General features: G+C 61.7%; 21 protein-coding genes. 8 read left to right on the plus strand and 13 right to left on the minus strand.

Annotated elements, in window-relative coordinates; genetic code table 11:
• Window positions 1–22 precede the first annotated feature (22 nt).
• From ABRA89_RS08140 to ABRA89_RS08150, 3 genes are all read right to left on the minus strand, one after another.
• Entirely contained in the window at window positions 23–1,441 is a 1,419-nt protein-coding gene (locus ABRA89_RS08140) for a TRAP transporter large permease (RefSeq protein ID WP_349940962.1), read from the minus strand.
• The gene (locus ABRA89_RS08145) at window positions 1,438–2,022 is read right to left on the minus strand and encodes a TRAP transporter small permease subunit (protein WP_349940963.1); all 585 of its coding nucleotides are present in this window, start codon (window positions 2,020–2,022) and stop codon (window positions 1,438–1,440) included. The genes ABRA89_RS08140 and ABRA89_RS08145 overlap by 4 nt, the downstream gene beginning before the upstream one ends.
• Before the next feature lie 75 nt (window positions 2,023–2,097).
• A complete protein-coding gene (locus ABRA89_RS08150) occupies window positions 2,098–3,240 on the minus strand; it encodes a TRAP transporter substrate-binding protein (protein WP_349940964.1) in 1,143 nt (380 codons plus the stop codon).
• Window positions 3,241–3,820: 580 nt separating this feature from the next.
• On the opposite strand from ABRA89_RS08150, the gene ABRA89_RS08155 reads away from it, so the two are divergent.
• Together ABRA89_RS08155 and ABRA89_RS08160 are read left to right on the plus strand one after the other, a co-directional pair.
• Complete coding sequence (locus tag ABRA89_RS08155) at window positions 3,821–4,672, plus strand: cytochrome b/b6 domain-containing protein (RefSeq protein WP_349940965.1); 852 nt, start codon at window positions 3,821–3,823, stop codon at window positions 4,670–4,672.
• A complete protein-coding gene (locus tag ABRA89_RS08160) occupies window positions 4,672–5,487 on the plus strand; it encodes a molybdopterin-dependent oxidoreductase (RefSeq protein WP_349940966.1) in 816 nt (271 codons plus the stop codon). Before ABRA89_RS08155 ends, ABRA89_RS08160 begins: the two co-directional genes overlap by 1 nt.
• A 13-nt stretch (window positions 5,488–5,500) precedes the next feature.
• Here the strand turns inward: ABRA89_RS08160 and ABRA89_RS08165 are convergent, their stop codons facing one another.
• From ABRA89_RS08165 to ABRA89_RS08195, 7 genes are all read right to left on the minus strand, one after another.
• Window positions 5,501–6,187, minus strand: a complete 687-nt coding sequence (locus ABRA89_RS08165; protein WP_349940967.1) for a DUF998 domain-containing protein — start codon at window positions 6,185–6,187, stop codon at window positions 5,501–5,503.
• Between the two features lie 155 nt (window positions 6,188–6,342).
• Entirely contained in the window at window positions 6,343–6,579 is a 237-nt protein-coding gene (locus ABRA89_RS08170; protein WP_349940968.1) for a hypothetical protein, read from the minus strand.
• A 279-nt stretch (window positions 6,580–6,858) separates the two neighbouring features.
• Complete coding sequence (locus ABRA89_RS08175; protein ID WP_349940969.1) at window positions 6,859–7,137, minus strand: chorismate mutase family protein; 279 nt, start codon at window positions 7,135–7,137, stop codon at window positions 6,859–6,861.
• A 52-nt stretch (window positions 7,138–7,189) separates the two neighbouring features.
• Window positions 7,190–8,671, minus strand: a complete 1,482-nt coding sequence (gene gatA, locus ABRA89_RS08180) for an Asp-tRNA(Asn)/Glu-tRNA(Gln) amidotransferase subunit GatA (RefSeq protein WP_349940970.1) — start codon at window positions 8,669–8,671, stop codon at window positions 7,190–7,192.
• On the minus strand, window positions 8,668–9,138 hold the full coding sequence (locus tag ABRA89_RS08185; protein WP_349940971.1) for a GNAT family N-acetyltransferase: 471 nt from the start codon (window positions 9,136–9,138) through the stop codon (window positions 8,668–8,670). Before ABRA89_RS08185 ends, gatA begins: the two co-directional genes overlap by 4 nt.
• Window positions 9,139–9,143: 5 nt before the next feature.
• Complete coding sequence (gatC, locus tag ABRA89_RS08190) at window positions 9,144–9,431, minus strand: Asp-tRNA(Asn)/Glu-tRNA(Gln) amidotransferase subunit GatC (RefSeq protein ID WP_349940972.1); 288 nt, start codon at window positions 9,429–9,431, stop codon at window positions 9,144–9,146.
• Window positions 9,432–9,556: 125 nt separating this feature from the next.
• Window positions 9,557–10,258, minus strand: coding sequence for a metal-dependent hydrolase (locus ABRA89_RS08195; RefSeq protein WP_349940973.1), 702 nt, complete (start codon window positions 10,256–10,258; stop codon window positions 9,557–9,559).
• A gap of 175 nt (window positions 10,259–10,433) precedes the next feature.
• Here ABRA89_RS08195 and ruvX point away from each other — a divergent pair, with 175 nt between their 5' ends.
• Window positions 10,434–10,916 carry a Holliday junction resolvase RuvX gene (ruvX, locus tag ABRA89_RS08200; RefSeq protein ID WP_349940974.1) on the plus strand — a complete coding sequence of 161 codons (483 nt, stop codon included), beginning with the start codon at window positions 10,434–10,436 and terminating at the stop codon, window positions 10,914–10,916.
• Here the strand turns inward: ruvX and ABRA89_RS08205 are convergent.
• Complete coding sequence (locus ABRA89_RS08205) at window positions 10,875–11,228, minus strand: DUF6105 family protein (RefSeq protein ID WP_349940975.1); 354 nt, start codon at window positions 11,226–11,228, stop codon at window positions 10,875–10,877. The genes ruvX and ABRA89_RS08205 overlap by 42 nt on opposite strands.
• Window positions 11,229–11,233: 5 nt before the next feature.
• Window positions 11,234–11,758 carry a hypothetical protein gene (locus ABRA89_RS08210; RefSeq protein WP_349940976.1) on the minus strand — a complete coding sequence of 175 codons (525 nt, stop codon included), beginning with the start codon at window positions 11,756–11,758 and terminating at the stop codon, window positions 11,234–11,236.
• A 144-nt stretch (window positions 11,759–11,902) separates the two neighbouring features.
• Here ABRA89_RS08210 and ABRA89_RS08215 point away from each other — a divergent pair, with 144 nt between their 5' ends.
• Genes ABRA89_RS08215 through ABRA89_RS08230 form a run of 4 tightly spaced genes read left to right on the plus strand, consistent with a single transcriptional unit; the run spans window position 11,903 to window position 15,941 of the window.
• Window positions 11,903–12,853, plus strand: a complete 951-nt coding sequence (locus tag ABRA89_RS08215; protein ID WP_349940977.1) for an aspartate carbamoyltransferase catalytic subunit — start codon at window positions 11,903–11,905, stop codon at window positions 12,851–12,853.
• Window positions 12,850–14,199 carry a dihydroorotase gene (locus tag ABRA89_RS08220; protein ID WP_349940978.1) on the plus strand — a complete coding sequence of 450 codons (1,350 nt, stop codon included), beginning with the start codon at window positions 12,850–12,852 and terminating at the stop codon, window positions 14,197–14,199. Before ABRA89_RS08215 ends, ABRA89_RS08220 begins: the two co-directional genes overlap by 4 nt.
• Window positions 14,200–14,208: 9 nt before the next feature.
• Window positions 14,209–14,811 carry a glycerol-3-phosphate 1-O-acyltransferase PlsY gene (gene plsY, locus ABRA89_RS08225; RefSeq protein ID WP_349940979.1) on the plus strand — a complete coding sequence of 201 codons (603 nt, stop codon included), beginning with the start codon at window positions 14,209–14,211 and terminating at the stop codon, window positions 14,809–14,811.
• A complete protein-coding gene (locus tag ABRA89_RS08230; RefSeq protein WP_349940980.1) occupies window positions 14,808–15,941 on the plus strand; it encodes a DNA-processing protein DprA in 1,134 nt (377 codons plus the stop codon). Before plsY ends, ABRA89_RS08230 begins: the two co-directional genes overlap by 4 nt.
• Here the strand turns inward: ABRA89_RS08230 and ABRA89_RS08235 are convergent.
• Window positions 15,933–16,127: a hypothetical protein gene (locus ABRA89_RS08235; RefSeq protein ID WP_349940981.1), complete on the minus strand. Its 195-nt coding sequence runs from the start codon at window positions 16,125–16,127 to the stop codon at window positions 15,933–15,935. The genes ABRA89_RS08230 and ABRA89_RS08235 overlap by 9 nt on opposite strands.
• 254 nt (window positions 16,128–16,381) lie before the next feature.
• Between ABRA89_RS08235 and topA the strand changes: the two genes are divergently transcribed.
• Window positions 16,382–19,126, plus strand: a complete 2,745-nt coding sequence (gene topA, locus ABRA89_RS08240; protein ID WP_349940982.1) for a type I DNA topoisomerase — start codon at window positions 16,382–16,384, stop codon at window positions 19,124–19,126.
• Window positions 19,127–19,128 lie beyond the last annotated feature (2 nt).

Below are 19,128 nucleotides of genomic sequence, written 5' to 3' on the forward strand. Positions count from 1 at the left end.
AGCGCCCCCGACGCCGCTTCTCCTATCGGCCATAGAAATACTCCGGCAGATAGAAGACCGACTGCGGAACGATGTAGACGACCGCCATCGCGATAAACACCATCGCCAGGAAGGGCAGGATGCCGGCGAAGATGTGCGTAAGCTTCACCTGCGGCGGCGCAATGCCTTTCAGGTAGTAGGCCGACATCGCCATGGGCGGCGTCAGGAACGAAGTCTGGAGGTTCAAAGCAACGAGGACACCGAAGAACAGCGGGTCGATGTCGAAGATCGCCAGAAGCGGCAGGAAGATCGGCACGAAAATGATGATGATCTCAGACCATTCCAGCGGCCAGCCTAGGAAGAAAATGATCAGCTGAGCGAGGATCAGGAACTGCAGCGGCGTGATGTCGAGGCTCTCGACGAAGTTCGAGATCAGCTGCTCGCCTCCGAGATAAGAGAAGACGGCTGAAAACACATAGGAGCCAACGAACAGCCAGCAGACCATCGCCGTCGTGCGGACGGTCAGGTAGACCGATTCCCGCAGACGCTGGAACGTCAGCGCCCGGTAGCCGATGGCGAGGATAAGTCCGCCGAGAGCGCCGATCGCAGCCGCTTCGGTCGGCGTCGCGTAGCCTCCCAGGATCGAGCCGAGGACGGCTAGGATCAGGAAGGCCAGCGGCAGGAACGAAGTCAGGATCATGACGATGAGCTTGCCCATCGGCACGTCCGGCACCTCCTCTTTGGTCGGTCGCGGAGCGACCGATGGCTGCAGAATGGACCGCCCAATCACGTATGTGATGTAGAGTGCAACGAGTATGAGACCGGGGATCATGGCGCCGGCATAGAGCTGGACGATCGAGACGCCGGAAGCCGCAGCATAGACGATCAGCATGATCGACGGAGGAATGAGAATGCCCAGGGTGCCACCTGCGCAAATAATGCCCGACGCGAATGACGAGTCGTAACGGGCGTTCAGCATCGCAGGCAGCGCAAGAAGGCCCATGAGCGTCACGACCGCGCCGACGATGCCGGTCGCCGTCGCGAAGAGCGCGCAGGTGATGAGAGCTGCGACGCCCATCGAGCCGGGCACGTTCTTTGAAGCGATGTTGAGCGTGTTGAACAGCCGGTCGACGATATTAGCACGCTCGACGATGTAGCCCATGAACAGGAACAGCGGCACGGCGGTCAAAACCTCGTTCGCCATCACTGTGTATGTCTGGTTCACGAAGAGGTCGAAGACGCGGTTATTCAAGAACCCCTCTATCCAGGTCGACCAACTGTCCCAGGTAGTCGCAGTCTCATCGAGGCGGTTGAAGCTGCGCCACATGCGCGGGCCTTCGAAATAGGCGTAGTAACCGAACCCGATGCCCATCGCCATCAGCGTAAAGGCGATCGGAAAGCCAAGAAACACCAGGATGATGAAGAGGCCCAACATCATCAGTGCGATTTGCGGTTCAGTCATGGATGCGGGTCTTTCTCGGCCTTCGTCGCCTCGTTCATGAGGCTGTCTTCGGTTTCCTGGACGTCTTCTTCGGCCGTAGTCCAGTATCCATCACGAATGCATTTGATCGCGCGGCAAACTTCCGCGATGCCCTGAATCAAGAGCAGAACTCCCGCGGCGACGATCACTGCCTTGAACTGATAGACTGGGATGCCCGCCGGGCTGAACACGCTGACTTCGCCGTAGCGCCATGCCCGTTCGGCATACTTCCAGCCCGCGATGATCAGCGCGATCACGCCGGGAAAGAAGAAGATGAAGTAAAGAACCAAATCGATGGAGGCTTGGCCTCGTGGGCTCCAGAGCCGGTAGAGGAAGTCGCCTCTCACATGGCCGCCGCGTGAAAGCGTGTAGGCACCGCCCATCATGAACAGCGTTCCGTACATGATGTAGGAGAGGTCGTAGGCCCAGGGCGTCGGAGCGTTCAGAGCGTAGCGGACGAAAACTTCGTAGCTCGTGCCGAACGTCATGAGGATGATGAGCCAAGCGAAGGCCTTGCCGAACGCTGCCGAGAGCGCGTCCGCGAAACGAATGAATGCTGTCATGAAAGTCGTCCGGTCCCCCGTCGGTATACACCCGGCGAGCTAAATCCCGCCGGGTGTAAAGTTTATGCGAGGCTATCAGGCCTTCTCAGGAAGCTTGCCCGGGAAGAAGTGCTCGTAGGCCGCCCGGTAGCTTGGCGTGTTCACCAGCTCGTAATAGCTGACGCGCTCGACGAAGGAGCGTTGGCTGTCCAGCACCTTCTTCATGAACGGATCTTTTTCGAGCTCGGTGATCATCGTCGACCACGCCTCGAGCTGCTGCTCGAGAATTTCCGGCGGGGTCTCCTGAATGTTCACGCCATCTTCGTCGCGAAGCTTCACGAGGTCGGCCGAATAGTTGTCCAGCGCGAAGGTCGTGTTCTTCGTCGCCGAAGCCTCGACCGCGTATTCGACGATCGCCCGGAGGTCGTCGTCGAGATCGTCCATGAAGTCGCGGTTGAAGAGGAACTCGAACGCTTCCGACGCCTGGTGGTAGGAGCCGAGATAGTAGTTCTTGGCGACGTCCTGGGCGCCGAAGCGACGGTCAGACGACGGGTTGTTGAACTCGAATGCGTCGATGACGCCGCGCTCCATGGCCGGAACGATTTCACCGCCCGGAAGCTGGGTGACGCTCATGCCCATGGACTGCATCAGATCGGCAGCGAGGCCGACCGTCCGGTACTTCAGACCGTTGACATCCTCGACACTGCTCACCGGCTCGGTGAACCAGCCGAAGGGCTGTGGCGGCATGGGCATGCCGAGCATACCGATGACGTTGAGGCCCATATTGTCCTGAGTGAGCTCGCGGTAGAATTCGCGGCCGCCCCCTTCGTAGAACCAGGCGAGCATGGTCGTGGGATTGCCGCCGAAGACCGGTCCCGTGCCGAACAGCGAGGCGGCTTTGTTCTTGCCGTACCAATAAGCCGAAACCGAGTGAGCGGCGTCGAGAACGCCATCCGAGACGGCGTCGATGACCTGAAAGGCCGCCACGACGGCACCAGCCGGCAGCACGTCCACCGCAAGGCGTCCGCCCGACATCGCTTCGACGCGATCGGCATATTGCTGGGCCATGGTCTGCCAGATGTCGGAAGCCGGCCAGGACGTCTGCATTCTGATGGTCAGCGGAGCCTGCGCGAGCACGGCCGGAGCCGCAAGCGACGATGCAGCGACAGCCGAGCCGCCGATCACACCTTTCTTGAGGAACGAACGCCGATCGACGGATTTCGTCTTGGTCTCTGTCATGAACTTGGATCCTCCCTTGGGTTCAAGAACGAACGAACCAGATCTTTTAGGCAAGTGGCCGCATCCGCTTCCAAAATCCCAAGCGTTCGCAATCGTGGCAAGGTACATTCTTGCGGCGACTACGGACGGTTCGGGGAGATGAATGCCAATGCGATCAACGACGAGCCTCCCAATTCGTCATCGTTCCTGAGCGTATGCGAGCACAGGCGTCCCGGCAAGCCCGGTCCAGGAATTGGTCTGGTTGCCGGTCTTGCTTCATACCCACGGTGAGAATCTTCGCCATGAGAGTATCGCTACGATAGCGGATACTCAGGGAAGGCATATCACCCGGTCCCTTTCGGAGCCGCATGGTCCGATTCTCCAAGCGGCTCTCGGGCGCCTTGATCCTCGTAATAGGCGAGGCCGACCACTCGCCGAATTCGTTTGCGTGAAACAATTCGATTTAGCGCATCGAAAGGCCGATCATGAAAAACCTGACACTCGACAATCAGCTGCGGCAATCTGAAAGCGGGAATTCGCCCGTGGGTGCGTCCGCAAGAACCGCCCACGGCTCTGTTTCACTCAAAGGAATTGGCAGACCATGATTGGTTCGCGGAAACGCAAAGGCGCGCTGATCTATCGTCAGACGCTGGTGACCCGGCTGACCCACTGGGTCTGGGTCATCTGCCTGTTCTTCCTGCTTCTCTCGGGCTTGCAGATCTTCCAGGCCCGGCCGGATCTCTATATCGGCAAGCAGTCGGGCTTCGACTTCGACAACACGATCTTGTCGATCGGCGCCTATATGGATGAAGGCGCGATGAAGGGTCGCACCCTGCTCTTCGGCGAGGCCTACGATACGACGGGCTGGCTTGGCGCCGTCCCGGGCGGCTCGGGACTGACAGCCCAGAGCTTTCCCGGTTGGCTGACGATCCCGAGTTATCGCGATCTCGCGACCGGCCGCGTCGTCCATTTCTTTTTCGCCTGGACGCTCGTCTTCACGCTGACCCTTTGGTTCATCGGCGGCCTCTTCAGCGGCCATGTCAGAAATCTTCTGCCGAAGATCGGCGATCTCAAGGGCCTGCCCCGCGATATTCTCAACCATCTGCGCTTCCGCTTCCACAAGAGCGAAAACTACAACACGCTGCAAAAGCTCAGCTATGCTGGGGTCCTGTTCGTGGCGCTGCCGGTGATGATCCTGACTGGCCTCACCATGTCGCCCGGCATGGATGCCTTCGCACCGATCCTGCTCGACATCTTCGGCGGCCGTCAGACAGCGCGGACGATCCATTTCGGCGTGATGCTGGCGCTGATTCTGTTCTTCGCGATCCACATCCTGATGGTGCTGCTCGCCGGGCCGCTTAATGAACTCAGATCGATGACAACCGGCTGGTACCGATTGTCTGGCCCCAAGAACAAAGCCGATCTCGACACCCCCTTTGAGGAGGGCAACTGATGCCAATCAATCGGTCGAATACTCCCAGCAGAGCCCCATCAACAAACCTCACGCGCCGGCGTATCCTGACGGCCTCGGTGGTCACGGCCGCGACAGCGCCGTTGTCAGGATGCTTTGACGAACTCGGTAATCGCGACAACTGGGCGCGTGGCTGGATGGAGGCGGCCAATGGTCTCACCTATCGGGCGCAGCGTCTGATCTTGGGCAGCGATTCACTGGCGCGGGAATACTCCGAGAGTGAAATCCGCCAACCGATGCGGCCCAACGGCTCGACCAGTCCCGGCGGCGAAGATTATATCAGGCTCGCCGATGGCCGCTTCGCGGATTACCGGCTGGTCGTCAGCGGTCTCGTCGACAAGCCACTCGTTCTGTCACTCGATGAAATCCGCAACATGCCCGCGCGCACCCAGATCACGCGGCACGATTGCGTCGAGGGCTGGAGCTGTATCGCAAAGTGGACGGGCACGCCACTCGCCCATATCCTCGGCGCGGCTGGTGTGAAGGAAGAAGCTCGATTTGTCGTCTTCGAGTGCTTCGACCGTCTTGGCCGAGGCGCGAGAGCCGCGCGGTACTACGAGTCGATCGACCTGCTTGACGCACGCCACCCGCAGACGATCCTCGCCTATGGCCTCAACGACGAAACGCTTCCCGTCTCGAACGGGGCGCCGCTGCGTGTCCGGGTCGAGCGGCAACTCGGCTACAAGATGGCCAAGTATATCCGCGCGATCACGCTGACCAGCGACCTGTCGCGCTTCGGTCAGGGCAAAGGCGGCTATTGGGAAGATCGCGGCTACGAGTGGTTTGCCGGGATCTGATAGGACGGTGCGCTCAGAACGGCAGCGTCCGCTTCACACCTCGCGATCGGTCGATCAAGAGCTTCGACAGGGCAAACAGCCAGACGACGCAGACGAGACCGACGCCGCGTTCGATGAAGCCGTCGATCGAAGTCGGAGAGAACCAGAAGATCGCGGCACCGCCAACCCAGAGCACGGCGCAGGCGACGTTGAACCAGAACCAGCGACGTTCGTAGTGATAGAAACCGTAGGCTGTGAGAAGTGCCGTCGCGGTGAACGTCAGCGCCATCGCTAGAACCAGCGGCAGGTGGATCACCAAGCCACCGACATCGTTGTCGCCGTATTCGCCGTAGGCTCCAATCACGACGATCATGATCGCGACCAGCGTCAGCAGCCATGAGCCGATGCTCCAGCCAATATGTCCAAAATGCAGCCTTCGAAGGCCGATCGATCCCGCTATCATGCCGACAGCGAACGCGTAGAGCCCATAGTCCATGATCCAGGCCATCCGGCCGGCGGCCGTATCGCTGATGGTTCCCTCGAAAAGCCCGACATTCGGCAAAGCGGCAAGTGCGGCAAAATTTGCGACGACCACGGCGATGCAGCCGAAAATACCAACGACCCCGCACCAGAAGAAGAGTTTTGGGTGACTTGGATCGTCGCCCGCATCCTTGCCTTGCGAGGCGGTGTCGCTGGCCGATGACGACGGCTTGGCTTTCATAGGCTCGCGCTTCTGGTTACGCTTCAAGACGGCTCCGAACGACGGCCATCGTGCCGCCGTCCCGGTTCTCAAGCTTCACCTAGCGCTTCGAGGACTTGTAGCGAGGACTGGTCGTTGGTTGTCCGGCGCTTGCAGCGGATAATGTCGCGCTGGGCCTAATGCGACAATTCCCGCTTGATTTCGGCGCGCTCCTCTTCGAGCGTCCCGAAATTCTTCGGTCGGTTTGCACGGTTATACCAGTAGTCGGCGTTGCCTCTGTCACCTTCGATTCGGTGAAGATGCGCATGAATCCAGGCCGCTTCGCGCGAGGCATCGTTCTGGACGATGCTGTGAGCCCGGTCCCATTCGCCGGCTTCAAGCGCCTCGATTGCGGTCTTCAGGTCGTTTGCCATCTCTTTTCCTCCCGAGATTGTTCGGGAGCGCTCACGTCCTCGTTTCCTGACCTGCCGGGTGACGAACTTCCCCGCCCGCCGCCGCGTGCCAGCCGGTCCGGCCGAGCAAGCGCCCCTCGATAGAATGTCGATGGCCGGCCCGCGGTTTCAAGGTGAAACAGGTAAAGCTCGACGACTTATGCGAACAATTTCGTGAGCTACGGATCGCTGCTGGTCGATGCCTTCGGCCGACGACAATCGAACCGCCGAGCGTCTCAAACCGGTTCCTGACCCGACAAATCAGTCTCGGCGGCGAGGGTTGAGCATGTCTTCTTCGGTCGCGATCGCCTGGGCGACCATCCGTTCCCAGAACGCACCGTAGAGATCGGGATCGAGGCCCCTCGCCTCCGCATGCCGTCGTGCGTTGTCGACCACGGCACGCACGCGCTCCGGAACGTCGGCGGGAATGCCGCTCGGCGCCTTGATCGCCGGCGCGCGACGAATATAGCCCATCCGCTCGGCGAAGAGGTCGAACAGAGCGGAATCCACCCGGTCGATCTCCTTCCGGAGTTCGTCCATGGTCTCGCAGTCCTGTGGTGCTCGCGGCTCCGATGCCATCAGAAGCCTGACCTCACCACCATTTGTCGGGCGTGAAACGCCCCGCAGCCTGCTCGATAACCGTGCCCGCGGCGAAAAGCGTCTCTTCGTCGAAAGGACGGCCGATCAGCTGCAGGCCAAGCGGCAGCCCTTCCGCGGAAAGGCCGGCGGGAACGGCGATGCCTGGCAGGCCCGCCATGTTCACCGTCACCGTGAAAATGTCGTTGAGATACATCTTCACTGGGTCGGCAGCCATGTCCTGATCGCCGATGCCGAAGGCGGCGGACGGTGTCGCCGGTGTAAGCAATGCGTCCACGCCGTCGGCATAGACCGTCTCGAAGTCGCGCTTGATCAGCGTGCGCACCTTCTGGGCCTGCAGGTAATAGGCGTCATAATAGCCGGCCGACAGCACATAGGTGCCGATCATGATGCGGCGCTTCACTTCGCGGCCGAAGCCCTCGGCACGAGTGTTCTCGTACATCTCGGCGATGTTGCTGCCTGGAACGCGCAAACCGTAGCGCACGCCGTCATAGCGAGCGAGGTTGGACGAAGCCTCGGCCGGAGCGACGATGTAATAGGCCGGAAGGGCATATTTCGTATGCGGCAGCGAGACATCGACGATCTCGGCGCCGGCATCCTTCAGCCAGGCAATGCCCTGCTGCCAGAGTGCCTCGATCTCCTCCGGCATGCCGTCCATGCGGTACTCTTTCGGAATACCGATCTTCAGGCCCTTTACTGAACGGCCGACCGCAGCCTCGAAGTCGGGAACCTCACGGTCGACGGAGGTCGTGTCCTTGGCATCGCTCGACGCCATGGATTTGAGGAGGATCGCCGAGTCGCGGACGTCCCGCGCGATGGGCCCGGCCTGATCCAGCGAGGAGGCGAAGGCTACGATGCCCCAGCGCGAGCAGCGGCCGTAGGTCGGCTTGATGCCGACCGTACCCGTGAGCGCCGCCGGCTGACGGATCGAACCGCCCGTATCGGTCGCGGTCGCGCCAGCGCAGAGATGCGCCGCAACGGCTGCGGCGGAACCACCCGAGGAGCCGCCCGGCACCATATCGGCATTCGTACCGGCCTTGCGCCAAGGGTTTTTCACCGGACCATAATAGGAGGTCTCGTTCGATGAGCCCATGGCGAATTCGTCCATGTTGAGCTTGCCGAGCATCACGGCACCATCGGCCCAGAGATTGGCCGTGACGGTCGATTCGTAGCGCGGCTCGAAACCGTCGAGGATGTGGGAGCAGGCTTGGGTGTGGACGCCTTCGGTGGAAAACAGGTCCTTGATGCCGAGGGGAATGCCCTCCAGCGCCCCAGCCTCGCCTTTTCCGATCTTCTCGTCGGACGCCTTCGCCATGGAGCGGGCCTTGTCCGGCGTCACGGTGATATAGGCGTTGAGCATGCCGTTGGCCTGATCGATCGCGCCGAGATAGGCGTCGGTCAGCTCGATAGAGCTGATCTCCTTCTTGGTCAGCTTGTCACGCGCTTCGGCGATGGTGAGGCCGGTAAGATCGGTCATTCGCTCAGTGTCTTCTCGTAGAAACGGCTGTATTCGGACGCAGGATAATCGAGCACCGCGTCGCATTCTGAAAAGCCCAGGCTCTCATAAAGTGCCCAGGCGGGCCGGTATTCGTGTTGTGCGCCGGTCTCGAGGACGACGCGCTTCATATTCTTCGTCCGGGCCCGCTCGATGATGGCGGACAAGATCGCGTGTCCAAGGCCCTTACCCCGCAGATCGGGATCGGTGTACATGCGCTTGACCTCGCCGACGCCATCCTCATGGGACTTCAAAGTCCCCATCGCGACGGCCTCGCCGGCCTTATTGCGGCAGACGAAGACGGTCGCGTCCGCGCGCGTCATCTCGTCGAAGTCCAGACCGAAATGGTATTCGGCGGGCGCAAGCGGGAGCAATGCCTCGTCGAGCTTCATGACGAGGCTCCGCACATCATCCCCAAGAAAGCGTTCGGCCCGGACTGCATAGGTCACGCGGCCTACTCCACCACTTTCGGAACCATGAAGAAATTGTCTTCGGAGACTGGCGCGTTGGCGACGATATCATCAGCCTTGTCGCCGTCGGTCACGCCGTCCTTGCGCTTTTTCATCTCCATCGGCGTCACGGAAGTCATCGGCTCGACGCCGGAGACGTCGACCTCGGACAGCTGCTCGACGAAGCCGAGGATGGCATTCAGCTCATCCTGCATCGCAGGAACGTCGTCATCGGACAGGGCGATGCGGGACAGCTTGGCTACGCGGCGAACGGTATCGGCATCGACGGACATGCCTGACCTTTTTGTCTCATGGCAGTTTCAATGATTTCGGCGAGCTATAACCATGGCCGCCGAAACGCGCAACGGCGGCGCAACATCACGTTGACCGCCGTCGAATATAGTCGGACCTACCGACCTCAGACCTCGAAGGCTTCGCCGATCGGCGGTGTCTTCACCTTCTCGCCCTCGCCTTCCATGGCTTCGACGAACTTGCTCGGATTTTCGTCGATGATGGGCAGCGTGCCATAATGGACGGGGATGATGGTGTCGAAGTTGAAGTAGCGACGGCACGCGATCGCCGCGACGGCGCCGCCCATCGTCAACCGATCGCCGACCGGAACGATACCGATTTTCGGCTGATGGAGCTCCTCGATCAGCGCCATATCGCCAAAGATATCCGTGTCGCCCATGTGATAGAGCGTCGGACCATTGTCGAAGTGAAGGACGATGCCGTTCGGCTGGCCGAGATAGGTGATCGTGCCGTTCTCTTCGACATGGCCTGAGGAATGGAAGGCCTGCACGAAAGTGACCGAGAAATCGTCAAAGGTCGCTGTGCCACCGGTATTCGCCGGCTGGGCATTTTCGACGCCCTTCTTGCCGAGCCACTGGGAGAGCTCGAAGGTCGCCAGAACCTGAGCGCCGGTCCGTTTCGCGATCTCGACCGTATCGCCCACATGGTCGAAGTGGCCATGGGTGAGGACAATGTGAGTCGTACCTTCCGTGGCCGTCTTCGCATCACCCTCGAAATGCGGATTATCGCTGATGAACGGGTCGAGCAGGATGACGGACTTGCCGGTCTCGATCTTGAAGGCCGAATGGCCGAAATACGTGATCTTCATGAGGATCGCCCTTTCATGGATCGATAAGAGAACACACCCGGCGTCTTTGCGGTATGCAGGACAGCCGGGCCTTGCCGGGCTAAGTGCGGACCGCTAGCGAAGCGTCAAGGCGCTGGCATGTGTGAATAGCGGCAGGCCCGGCGACAAATGAGCAAGCACTGAAGCAGGTTGAGATATGGCGATCGTCGAGATCGAGGAATTTGCCGAAACGCTGGCGCTTGGCAGACCGCTGGCCGGGCTTGATCTCGGCACCAAGACGATCGGCGTCGCAGTTTCGGACCGCTCCTTCCGCTTCGCCAATCCGCGCCCTGTTCTGAAGCGCAAGAAGTTCACGCTGGACGCCGAAGCGCTGAAGAGGGTGCTCGATGCCGACGAGGTCGCGGCCGTGGTGCTCGGCCTACCGCTCAACATGGACGGGTCCTCCGGCCCCCGGGCGCAGGCAACACGAGCTTTTGCGCGCAACTATGCCGCGATCGACGACCGGCCGATCCTCTTTTGGGACGAGCGACTCTCGACCGTCGCAGCGGAACGCAATCTGCTCGATGTCGACATGTCACGAAAAAAGCGGGGCGAACGGATCGATTCCGCCGCCGCCGCGATCATTCTTCAAGGTGCGTTAGACCGCCTCGCGAACCTCACGCGATCCATGGGCGATTGATTCGTAGCGCTCCTGGAAGCGATCCGAGGGAGCGGCGGCCGGATTGCGCCATCCTCGTATGAAGGCGACAATCTTCTTGCGACGACGGAAAGCGAGGATCGCGAGAATGATGAACGTATCGAGCAGGATCGCGTCGGCGATCAACCACGCGATGGCGTCGGCATCGAGCCCGAGAAGCGCCTCGTAGACGGCGAAGGTCTTGTCGAAGACCTCACGGGAAAACACGACGTAACCGACATCGGCGCGGGCGGAAAAGAACCAGCCCCAGAAGGCCGAAAGCGGGAGAAGCCAGAAGAGGAAAAAGGCGCGCATCGGGTCTACTCGCTACGATCGTTGCGGTCAGAACCGGTCTGGTTTTCAATCTGGCGCAAGATAGCCTCGAACGCTTCGTCGCTCTCGCTTTCATCCGCCTGCATCATATGATCGAAGAGCAGCGCTCCGAGCGTGAAAGCGAGCGCCAGGCAGACACCGGTACCGCTGCCGAAGAGCTCCGCGACGGGCGAGCCGGCAAGGGTCGCCGATAGCCAGAAGGCGAAGATCGCGACGAGACCCGCGACAGCTACCTGTTCGCCGCTTGCTGCGAGATGTCGATCGCACGAATTGAGCCGCAGGATCGAGATGCCAAAGACAACTCCGATCGCAACGAGCAGAGCCGCGAAAGGCTCGGCTCCCGAAACGCCCACACCGAGCGCTTCGCCCTGACGGATCATGCCGAGCAGTTCTTCGAGGGCCGGCTGCACGCCGGCGGGAAAGACCTGGGCTTCGATCAAAAGCCTTGTCGTGCCGAGGGCTAAAAAGGCCGTCCAGGCCGATAGACAGACTGTCGAGGCCGTTCGCAGCATGAGATGCCTCCCCGTTCGAATTCGTTACCGAAGTGTTAACGGAGTTGTCGCGCTTCGGGTCCGTCCAGCGCAAGCGCAAGCTTCTGTTAACCCTAACGGCGACGGCTTGCCTCGCGAACGCCCCTCGCCTATTCACCGCTCTCGATGATGAGTTCCGCAAGCCTTTTCGACCGCCGTCACCTGCTCGGCATCAACGGTCTCCAGCCGTCGGAGATCGTTCATCTCCTCGATCGGGCTGAAGAGGCTGTGGCCATCAGCCGGCGGCCGGACAAGAAGAACTCGGTCCTGAAGGGCCGCACGCAGATCAACCTCTTCTTCGAAGCTTCGACGCGAACCCAGGCCTCCTTTGAGATAGCCGGCAAACGCCTCGGCGCCGACGTCATGAACATGTCGGTCGCCAATTCCTCGGTGAAGAAGGGTGAGACGCTCATCGACACGGCGATGACGCTGAATGCCATGCAGCCGGACATTCTCATCGTCAGGCACCATTCGGCTGGCGCTGTCGCGCTTCTTTCTCAAAAGGTCGCCTGCTCCGTCGTGAACGCCGGCGACGGCCAGCACGAACATCCGACGCAGGCTCTGCTCGACGCACTGACGATCCGCCGTCACAAGGGCTCCGAATTCCAGCATCTGACGGTGGTCATCTGCGGCGACGTCCTGCATAGCCGCGTCGCGCGCTCGAACATTCTCCTTCTAAACGCGCTTGGCGCGCGCGTCCGGGTGGTCGCCCCCTCGACGCTTTTGCCGCGTGGCATCGAGCAGATGGGTGTCGAGATCGTCCACGACATGCGCGAGGGCCTGAAGGACGCCGACGTCGTCATGATGCTGCGGCTCCAGCGCGAGCGCATGGAGGGCGCATTCGTGCCCTCGGTCCGCGAATATTTTCGCTATTTCGGTCTCGATGCCGAGAAGCTCGCCCATGCAAAGCCGGATGCGCTCGTCATGCATCCCGGCCCGATGAATCGCGGCGTCGAAATCGCCTCCGATATCGCCGACGGACCGCAAAGCGTCATTGAGGAGCAGGTCGAGATGGGCGTCGCCGTACGCATGGCGGTCATCGAGACATTGATCGGCCATAACGGAGGTCCGCGATGATCGCTTTCGCGAACCAGAATGCGCCCCACGAAAACGGCCGGCCGCTGCTGATCGAGAATGTCCGCGTCGTCGATCCCGCGCGCGATCTCGATTCGAAGGGCGCAGTCCTCGTCGAGAATGGCAAAATCCTCGCGGCCGGACCCGAAGCCATCAACCAGGGGGCGCCCGAGGGAAGCGAGCGGATCGACGGCAAAGGCATTGCCCTCATTCCCGGCCTCGTCGACGCTCGCGTCTTCATCGGCGAACCGGGCGGTGAACATCTTGAGACGATCCGCACCGCCTCTCTCGCAGCAGCGGCCGGAGGCGTAACATCCATCGTCACCATGCCGGACACCCATCCGGTGATCGACGATGTAGCGATCGCCGAATTCGTCATGCGCACGGCGCGCGAGACCGCGCTGGTCAACGTCTTCCCGGCAGCTGCGATGACGCGGGGCCTCGAAGGCAAGGAGATGACCGAGATCGGCCTCCTGAAGGACGCCGGCGTCGCGGCCTTCACCGATGGCCACCACACGATCTCAGATCCTGCACTCCTCCGCCGGATCATGACCTATGCCCGCGACCGCGACGCGCTGGTGATGCATTCGACGCAGGACGGGCGCCTCACCGGGCGCGGCGTGATGAACGAGGGGCTGCTCGCTTCCTGGCTGGGCCTCCCCGGCGCGCCGGCGGAAGCTGAGATCATCCCACTCGAACGCGACCTGCGCCTCGCCAGCCTTACCGCCTGCCGCTACCACGCCGCGGAGGTTTCGCTTGCCGAATCGGCCGAGGTCATCCGCGCCGCGAAAAAGCGCGGCGTCAGGGCGAGTGCAGGGGTCTCGATCAACCATCTCTCGCTCAACGAGAACGATATCGGGGAATATCGCACCTATTTCCGGCTCTCTCCGCCCCTCAGGCACGAGGACGACCGGATGGCGATCGTCGAGGCCCTGAAGGACGGAACGATCGATATTATCCATTCCGCGCACGATCCGCAGGATGCGGACGGCAAACGACGCCCCTTCGCCGAAGCCGAAAGCGGCGCGATCGGCCTCGAAACCCTGCTCGCAGCGGCGCTTCGCCTGCACTTCTCGAACGACGTCCCGCTCATGCGGCTGATCGAGACCATGACCTCCGCACCGGCACGGCTTCTCGGCCTCGATCGAGGCACGCTGATTGCCGGCCGCCCGGCAGACTTTACGCTGATCGATCTCGATGAGCCCTTCCTCTTCGACGAGACGATGATCCGGTCGAAATCGAAGAACACGGTCTTTGAGAATGCTCGCTTTCAGGGCCGTGTCATGCAAACCTTCGTCGCGGGGCAACGCGTCTACGACGCTGCCGCGACTGTCGGAGCGAAGGCCTAGGGGCGCGCGATGGAAAACCTTGCCGAACCGCTTCAATGGGCGATCGCCGCGATCCTCGGCTATCTGTCGGGCTCAGTGCCCTATGGCCTCATCTTCGCGAAGCTCTTCGGCCTCGGTGACATCCGCAAGATCGGCTCGGGTAATATCGGCGCCACCAACGCGTTGCGGACCGGCAACAAGGGCATGGCCTTCCTCACGCTGCTCGGCGACGTTCTGAAGGCTACGGTGCCCGTTCTCGTCTTCATGCCGCTCGGCATTCTATGTGCGGCTATCGCCGGCCTCGCAGCCTTTGTCGGGCACTGCTACCCGGTCTGGCTGCGCTTCGGCGGCGGCAAGGGCGTGGCAACCTATATCGGTGTCCTTCTCGGCCTCCTCCCCTGGCTTGCCCTCGTCTTCGCGGTCTTCTGGCTCTCGGTCGCAAAGCTTTCACGCTATTCATCGCTTGCCGCTCTCGTCGCAACCGTCGCAGTACCGATCGCCGCACTTCTGCTGGGTGCGCCGACGATCGCTTTCTTCACCGGTCTGATGACGGCGATCGTCTTCTGGCGCCACCGGACGAATATTCGCCGCCTGCTCGATGGTACCGAGGGCAAGATCGGAGCGAAGGGGTGAGCGCGGCGGGCGGCCGCAAGAAAGGCGTCGCCTTTACCCACGACATGCAGGTTTCCTGGCTTCGCCTCTACCGGAGCGAGAATGTCGGGCCGGTTACCTTTCGCCAGTTGATAAACCGCTATGGTGGCGCCGACGCCGCCCTCGAAGCCCTGCCAGAACTTGCGGAGCGCGGCGGACGGCGGGTGGAGGTCGCGGACCGCGGCGCGATCGAAGCGGAATTCGCACGGGCCCAGAAACTTGGCGCCGTCTTCTCCTGCATGGGCGAGCCGGGTTTCCCCGGGATGTTCGCCAGGGACGACCACGCACCGCCGGTGATTGCGCGCATGGGCGATCCGGCGCTCTTCGAACTGCCAGCCGTCGCCATCGTAGGCGCGCGCAACGCTTCCCTCTCAGGCATCAAGCTGACGAAGCGCTTTGCCGCCGATCTCGGCGCAGCCGGCTATGTCGTCGTCTCGGGGCTCGCGCGAGGGATCGACGCAGCGGCCCACGAGGCCGCAATTCCGACGGGAACGATCGGCGTCTTCGCCGGCGGGCTCGACATGCCCTACCCGCCCGAGAACCGGCCGCTGATGCGGCGCATGGTCGATGAAGGCGGTTGTCTGATCTCGGCGCGTCCCTTCGGCTGGGAGCCGCGCGCCAAGGACTTTCCCCGCCGCAACCGTCTCGTCGCCACGCTGGCCCATGGCCTGCTGGTGGTCGAAGCAGCGCAACGGTCCGGCTCGCTGATTTCGGCCCGCATCGCCAACGAACTTGGCCGCCTCGTCTTCGCCGTTCCGGGCTCACCGCTCGATCCGCGCGCTGGCGGCAGCAACAAGCTGCTGAAGGACGGAGCGATCCTGACGACCGAGGCAGCGGACGTGATCGACGCGCTTCGTCCCCTCGACGAAAGCAGAAGAATGTCAGCGGATGACAGTCTATCAGAACCGGAGGTTGTAGAAACAGCCGAAGAGCCGGCCCAAAACGAACGCGCCAAGATCATTGAAGCCCTCGGTCCGACACCGGTCTTCATCGATGACATCGTCGAACATACGGGTGCCTTACCCGGTGCGGTTCAGCTCGTGATCCTGGAACTTGAGCTCGCCGGCCGCTTGGAACGTCATCGCGACGGGACCGTCTCCCTTCTACTTTGACGCCCTGCCCGGCTTTCCGGCCGTCGTGCGCTTATCGATCTCCGATTGCGCCTCGAGACGAGCCATATCAAGGAGATAGGGCAGCATGGAGCCCTGCGGCAGACCGGCGATCTGCTTGAGTTGCGGCAGCATGTCCCGCACGTAGCGAAGCCCCGCGATCGCGTCGTCTTCATGCCCGCCCGTCATCCGTCGCCCGCCTCTCGATCTCACGTCTGCCTCTCGCAATCCCCGATTGGAGACGCGGCGAGCAAACTAGACGCAAGGGTTATACGAAAAATCTACTAATGGTTGCAACCGCCCTCTCATCCTTTTCGTCGCGCACTTGACCGTGAGAGACGCTATGTCCATGTGACGAGGCGGCCAAACCGGGAAACCGAGCCGGCAGACGTGCTGGATCGGCGCGATTTCATCGAACAATTCAATTGCGGGACAAGAACTATATGGACGTCGTCATCGTCGAATCACCCGCCAAAGCCAAGACGATCAACAAGTATCTGGGCAGCGGGTACAAGGTGCTCGCCTCCTACGGCCACGTGCGCGACCTGCCGCCGAAGGACGGTTCCGTTCGTCCGGACGAGGATTTCGAGATGAGCTGGGAGGTTGGAAAACCGTCCCAGAAGCGGCTCACGGAAATCGCCCAGGCTGTGCGTTCGGCCGATGGACTCGTCCTCGCCACTGACCCCGATCGGGAAGGTGAAGCGATTTCTTGGCACGTCCTCGAAGTCCTGCGTCAGAAGAAGGCCATCGGCAAGAAGCCGGTCAGCCGGGTGGTGTTCAACGCCATCACCAAGAAGGCGGTGCTCGATGCGATCGCCAATCCGCGCGAAATCGATGCGCCGTTGGTTGATGCCTATCTGGCGCGTCGCGCGCTCGACTATCTTGTCGGCTTCACGTTGTCGCCGGTTCTCTGGCGCAAACTGCCCGGTGCCCGTTCGGCCGGCCGGGTTCAATCGGTAGCATTACGCCTTGTCTGCGACCGCGAGTCGGAGATCGAGCGGTTCAAGCCGCAGGAATATTGGCAGGTTCTCGCCCATCTCGCGACCGAGCGGGGCGAGGCCTTCGACGCCCGCCTGACCGCCTTCGAGGGCGACCGCATCCAGCGTCTGTCGATCGGCGATGGCACCCGCGCCAACGACATCAAGGCGATGCTCGAATCGGCGTCGTTCACCGTCGAAAGCGTCGAGGCGAAGCCGACACGCCGCAATCCGGGACCGCCTTTCACGACGTCGAGCCTTCAGCAGGCAGCATCCGCCAAGCTCGGCTTCTCGGCCTCGCGCACCATGCAGGTTGCTCAGAGGCTCTACGAAGGCATCGATATCGGCGGCGAAACGGCCGGCCTTATTACTTACATGCGTACGGACGGCGTTCAGATGGCGCCGGAGGCCATATCGAACGCCCGCGAGGCGATCGGAAGCGATTTCGGCAAGCGCTATCTGCCGGAAAAGCCCCGGTACTACGCCACCAAGGCAAAGAACGCGCAGGAAGCGCACGAAGCGATCCGACCGACGAGCTTCTCGCGCTCGCCCAAGGACGTGGAGCGCTATCTCGACAAGGATCAGCTGCGCCTCTACGAGCTGATCTGGAAGCGCGGCATTGCAAGCCAGATGGCGTCCGCCGAGATCGAGCGCACCACGGTCGATATCGACGCATCCGCCAACGGCCGGACGGCAAAACTCCGCGCCAGCGGTCAGGTGATCAAGTTCGACGGCTTTCTCGCCGCTTACATCGACCACCGCGACGATTCCAAGAATGCGTCAGACAGCGAGGAAGACTCCGACGACGATTCGAACCGTCTGCCGGAGATCAATGCAAAGGAACGCGCCGAGCGCCGCTCGATCGACGCGACCCAGCATTTCACCGAGCCGCCGCCTCGCTATTCGGAAGCCTCGCTCATCAAGAAGATGGAAGAGCTCGGCATCGGCCGGCCTTCGACCTATGCCGCGACGCTGCAGACCTTGCAGGACCGTGACTATATCGTCGTCGAGAAGCGCAAGCTCCTGCCGGATGCGAAGGGACGGCTCGTGACGGCCTTCCTGCAGAACTTCTTCGATCGCTATGTCGAATATGATTTCACCGCCGATCTCGAAGAGAAGCTCGACAAGATTTCGGCAGGCGAACTCGACTGGAAGGACGTGCTGCGCGAATTCTGGCGCGACTTCTCGGCCCATGTCGACGAGACGAAGGAACTGCGTGTCTCCGACGTTCTAGACGCGCTGAATGAGGATCTCGCACCGCTCGTCTTCCCCGAGCGCGAGGACGGCACCGAGCCCCGCGCCTGTCCGCGCTGCAGCGATGGCAAGCTTTCCCTCAAACTCGGAAAATACGGCGCATTCGTCGGCTGCTCGAACTATCCGGAATGCAACTTTACCCGCCAGCTCGGCACGAGCCTTGCCGTCGACAGTTCCGAAGCCGGCGCCGACGATGGTCCGCGCGAACTTGGCAACGATCCACAGACCGGTGATCCCATAACCCTGAGGACCGGACGCTTCGGCCCATACGTCCAGCGCGGCGAAGGCAAGGAGGCCTCGCGGACTTCGGTGCCCAAGGGCTGGGAGGTCGGTTCGATCGATCTCGAAAAGGCGTTGAAGCTGCTGACCCTGCCGCGTGAGGTCGGCAAGCATCCCGAGGACGGCGAACCGATGATCGTCAATCTCGGTCGCTACGGGCCTTATGTTCAGCATCTGAAGACTTATGCAAACGTCGAGAGCGTGGAAGACCTCTTCGAGATGGGGCCGAACCGCGCCGTCTCGCTGATCGCCGAAAAGCGCGAGAAAGGCGGTCGCGGACGTGGCGCGCCGGCCTCGCTGAAGACGCTCGGCGAACACCCGCAATTCGGCGGCGAGATCGAGGTCAAGGACGGGCGCTTCGGGCCTTATGTGACCGTCGCGAAGATCAACGCGACCCTGCCGAAGGGCACCGATCCGCAATCGGTGACGCTCGAGCAGGCGATCGAACTGATCAACGCCCGCGCCGAAAAGACAGGCAAGAAGCCCGGCGCGAAGAAAGCAGCACCGAAGAAATCGGCTGCGAAGAAGACCGCGGACGCCTCCGGCGAGAAGAAGACGGCGACCAAATCGACGGCCAAAAAGAAGGCGCCTGCGAAGAAAGCGGAAACTTCAACGCGCTCGAAGGCGAAGGCCAAGGTCGACACCAGCGAAGACAGCGTGCCCTGGGACGCCGACTGAGC

It is taken from the genome of Fulvimarina thalattae (assembly GCF_040239565.1).
Taxonomy (GTDB): Bacteria; Pseudomonadota; Alphaproteobacteria; order Rhizobiales; family Rhizobiaceae; genus Fulvimarina.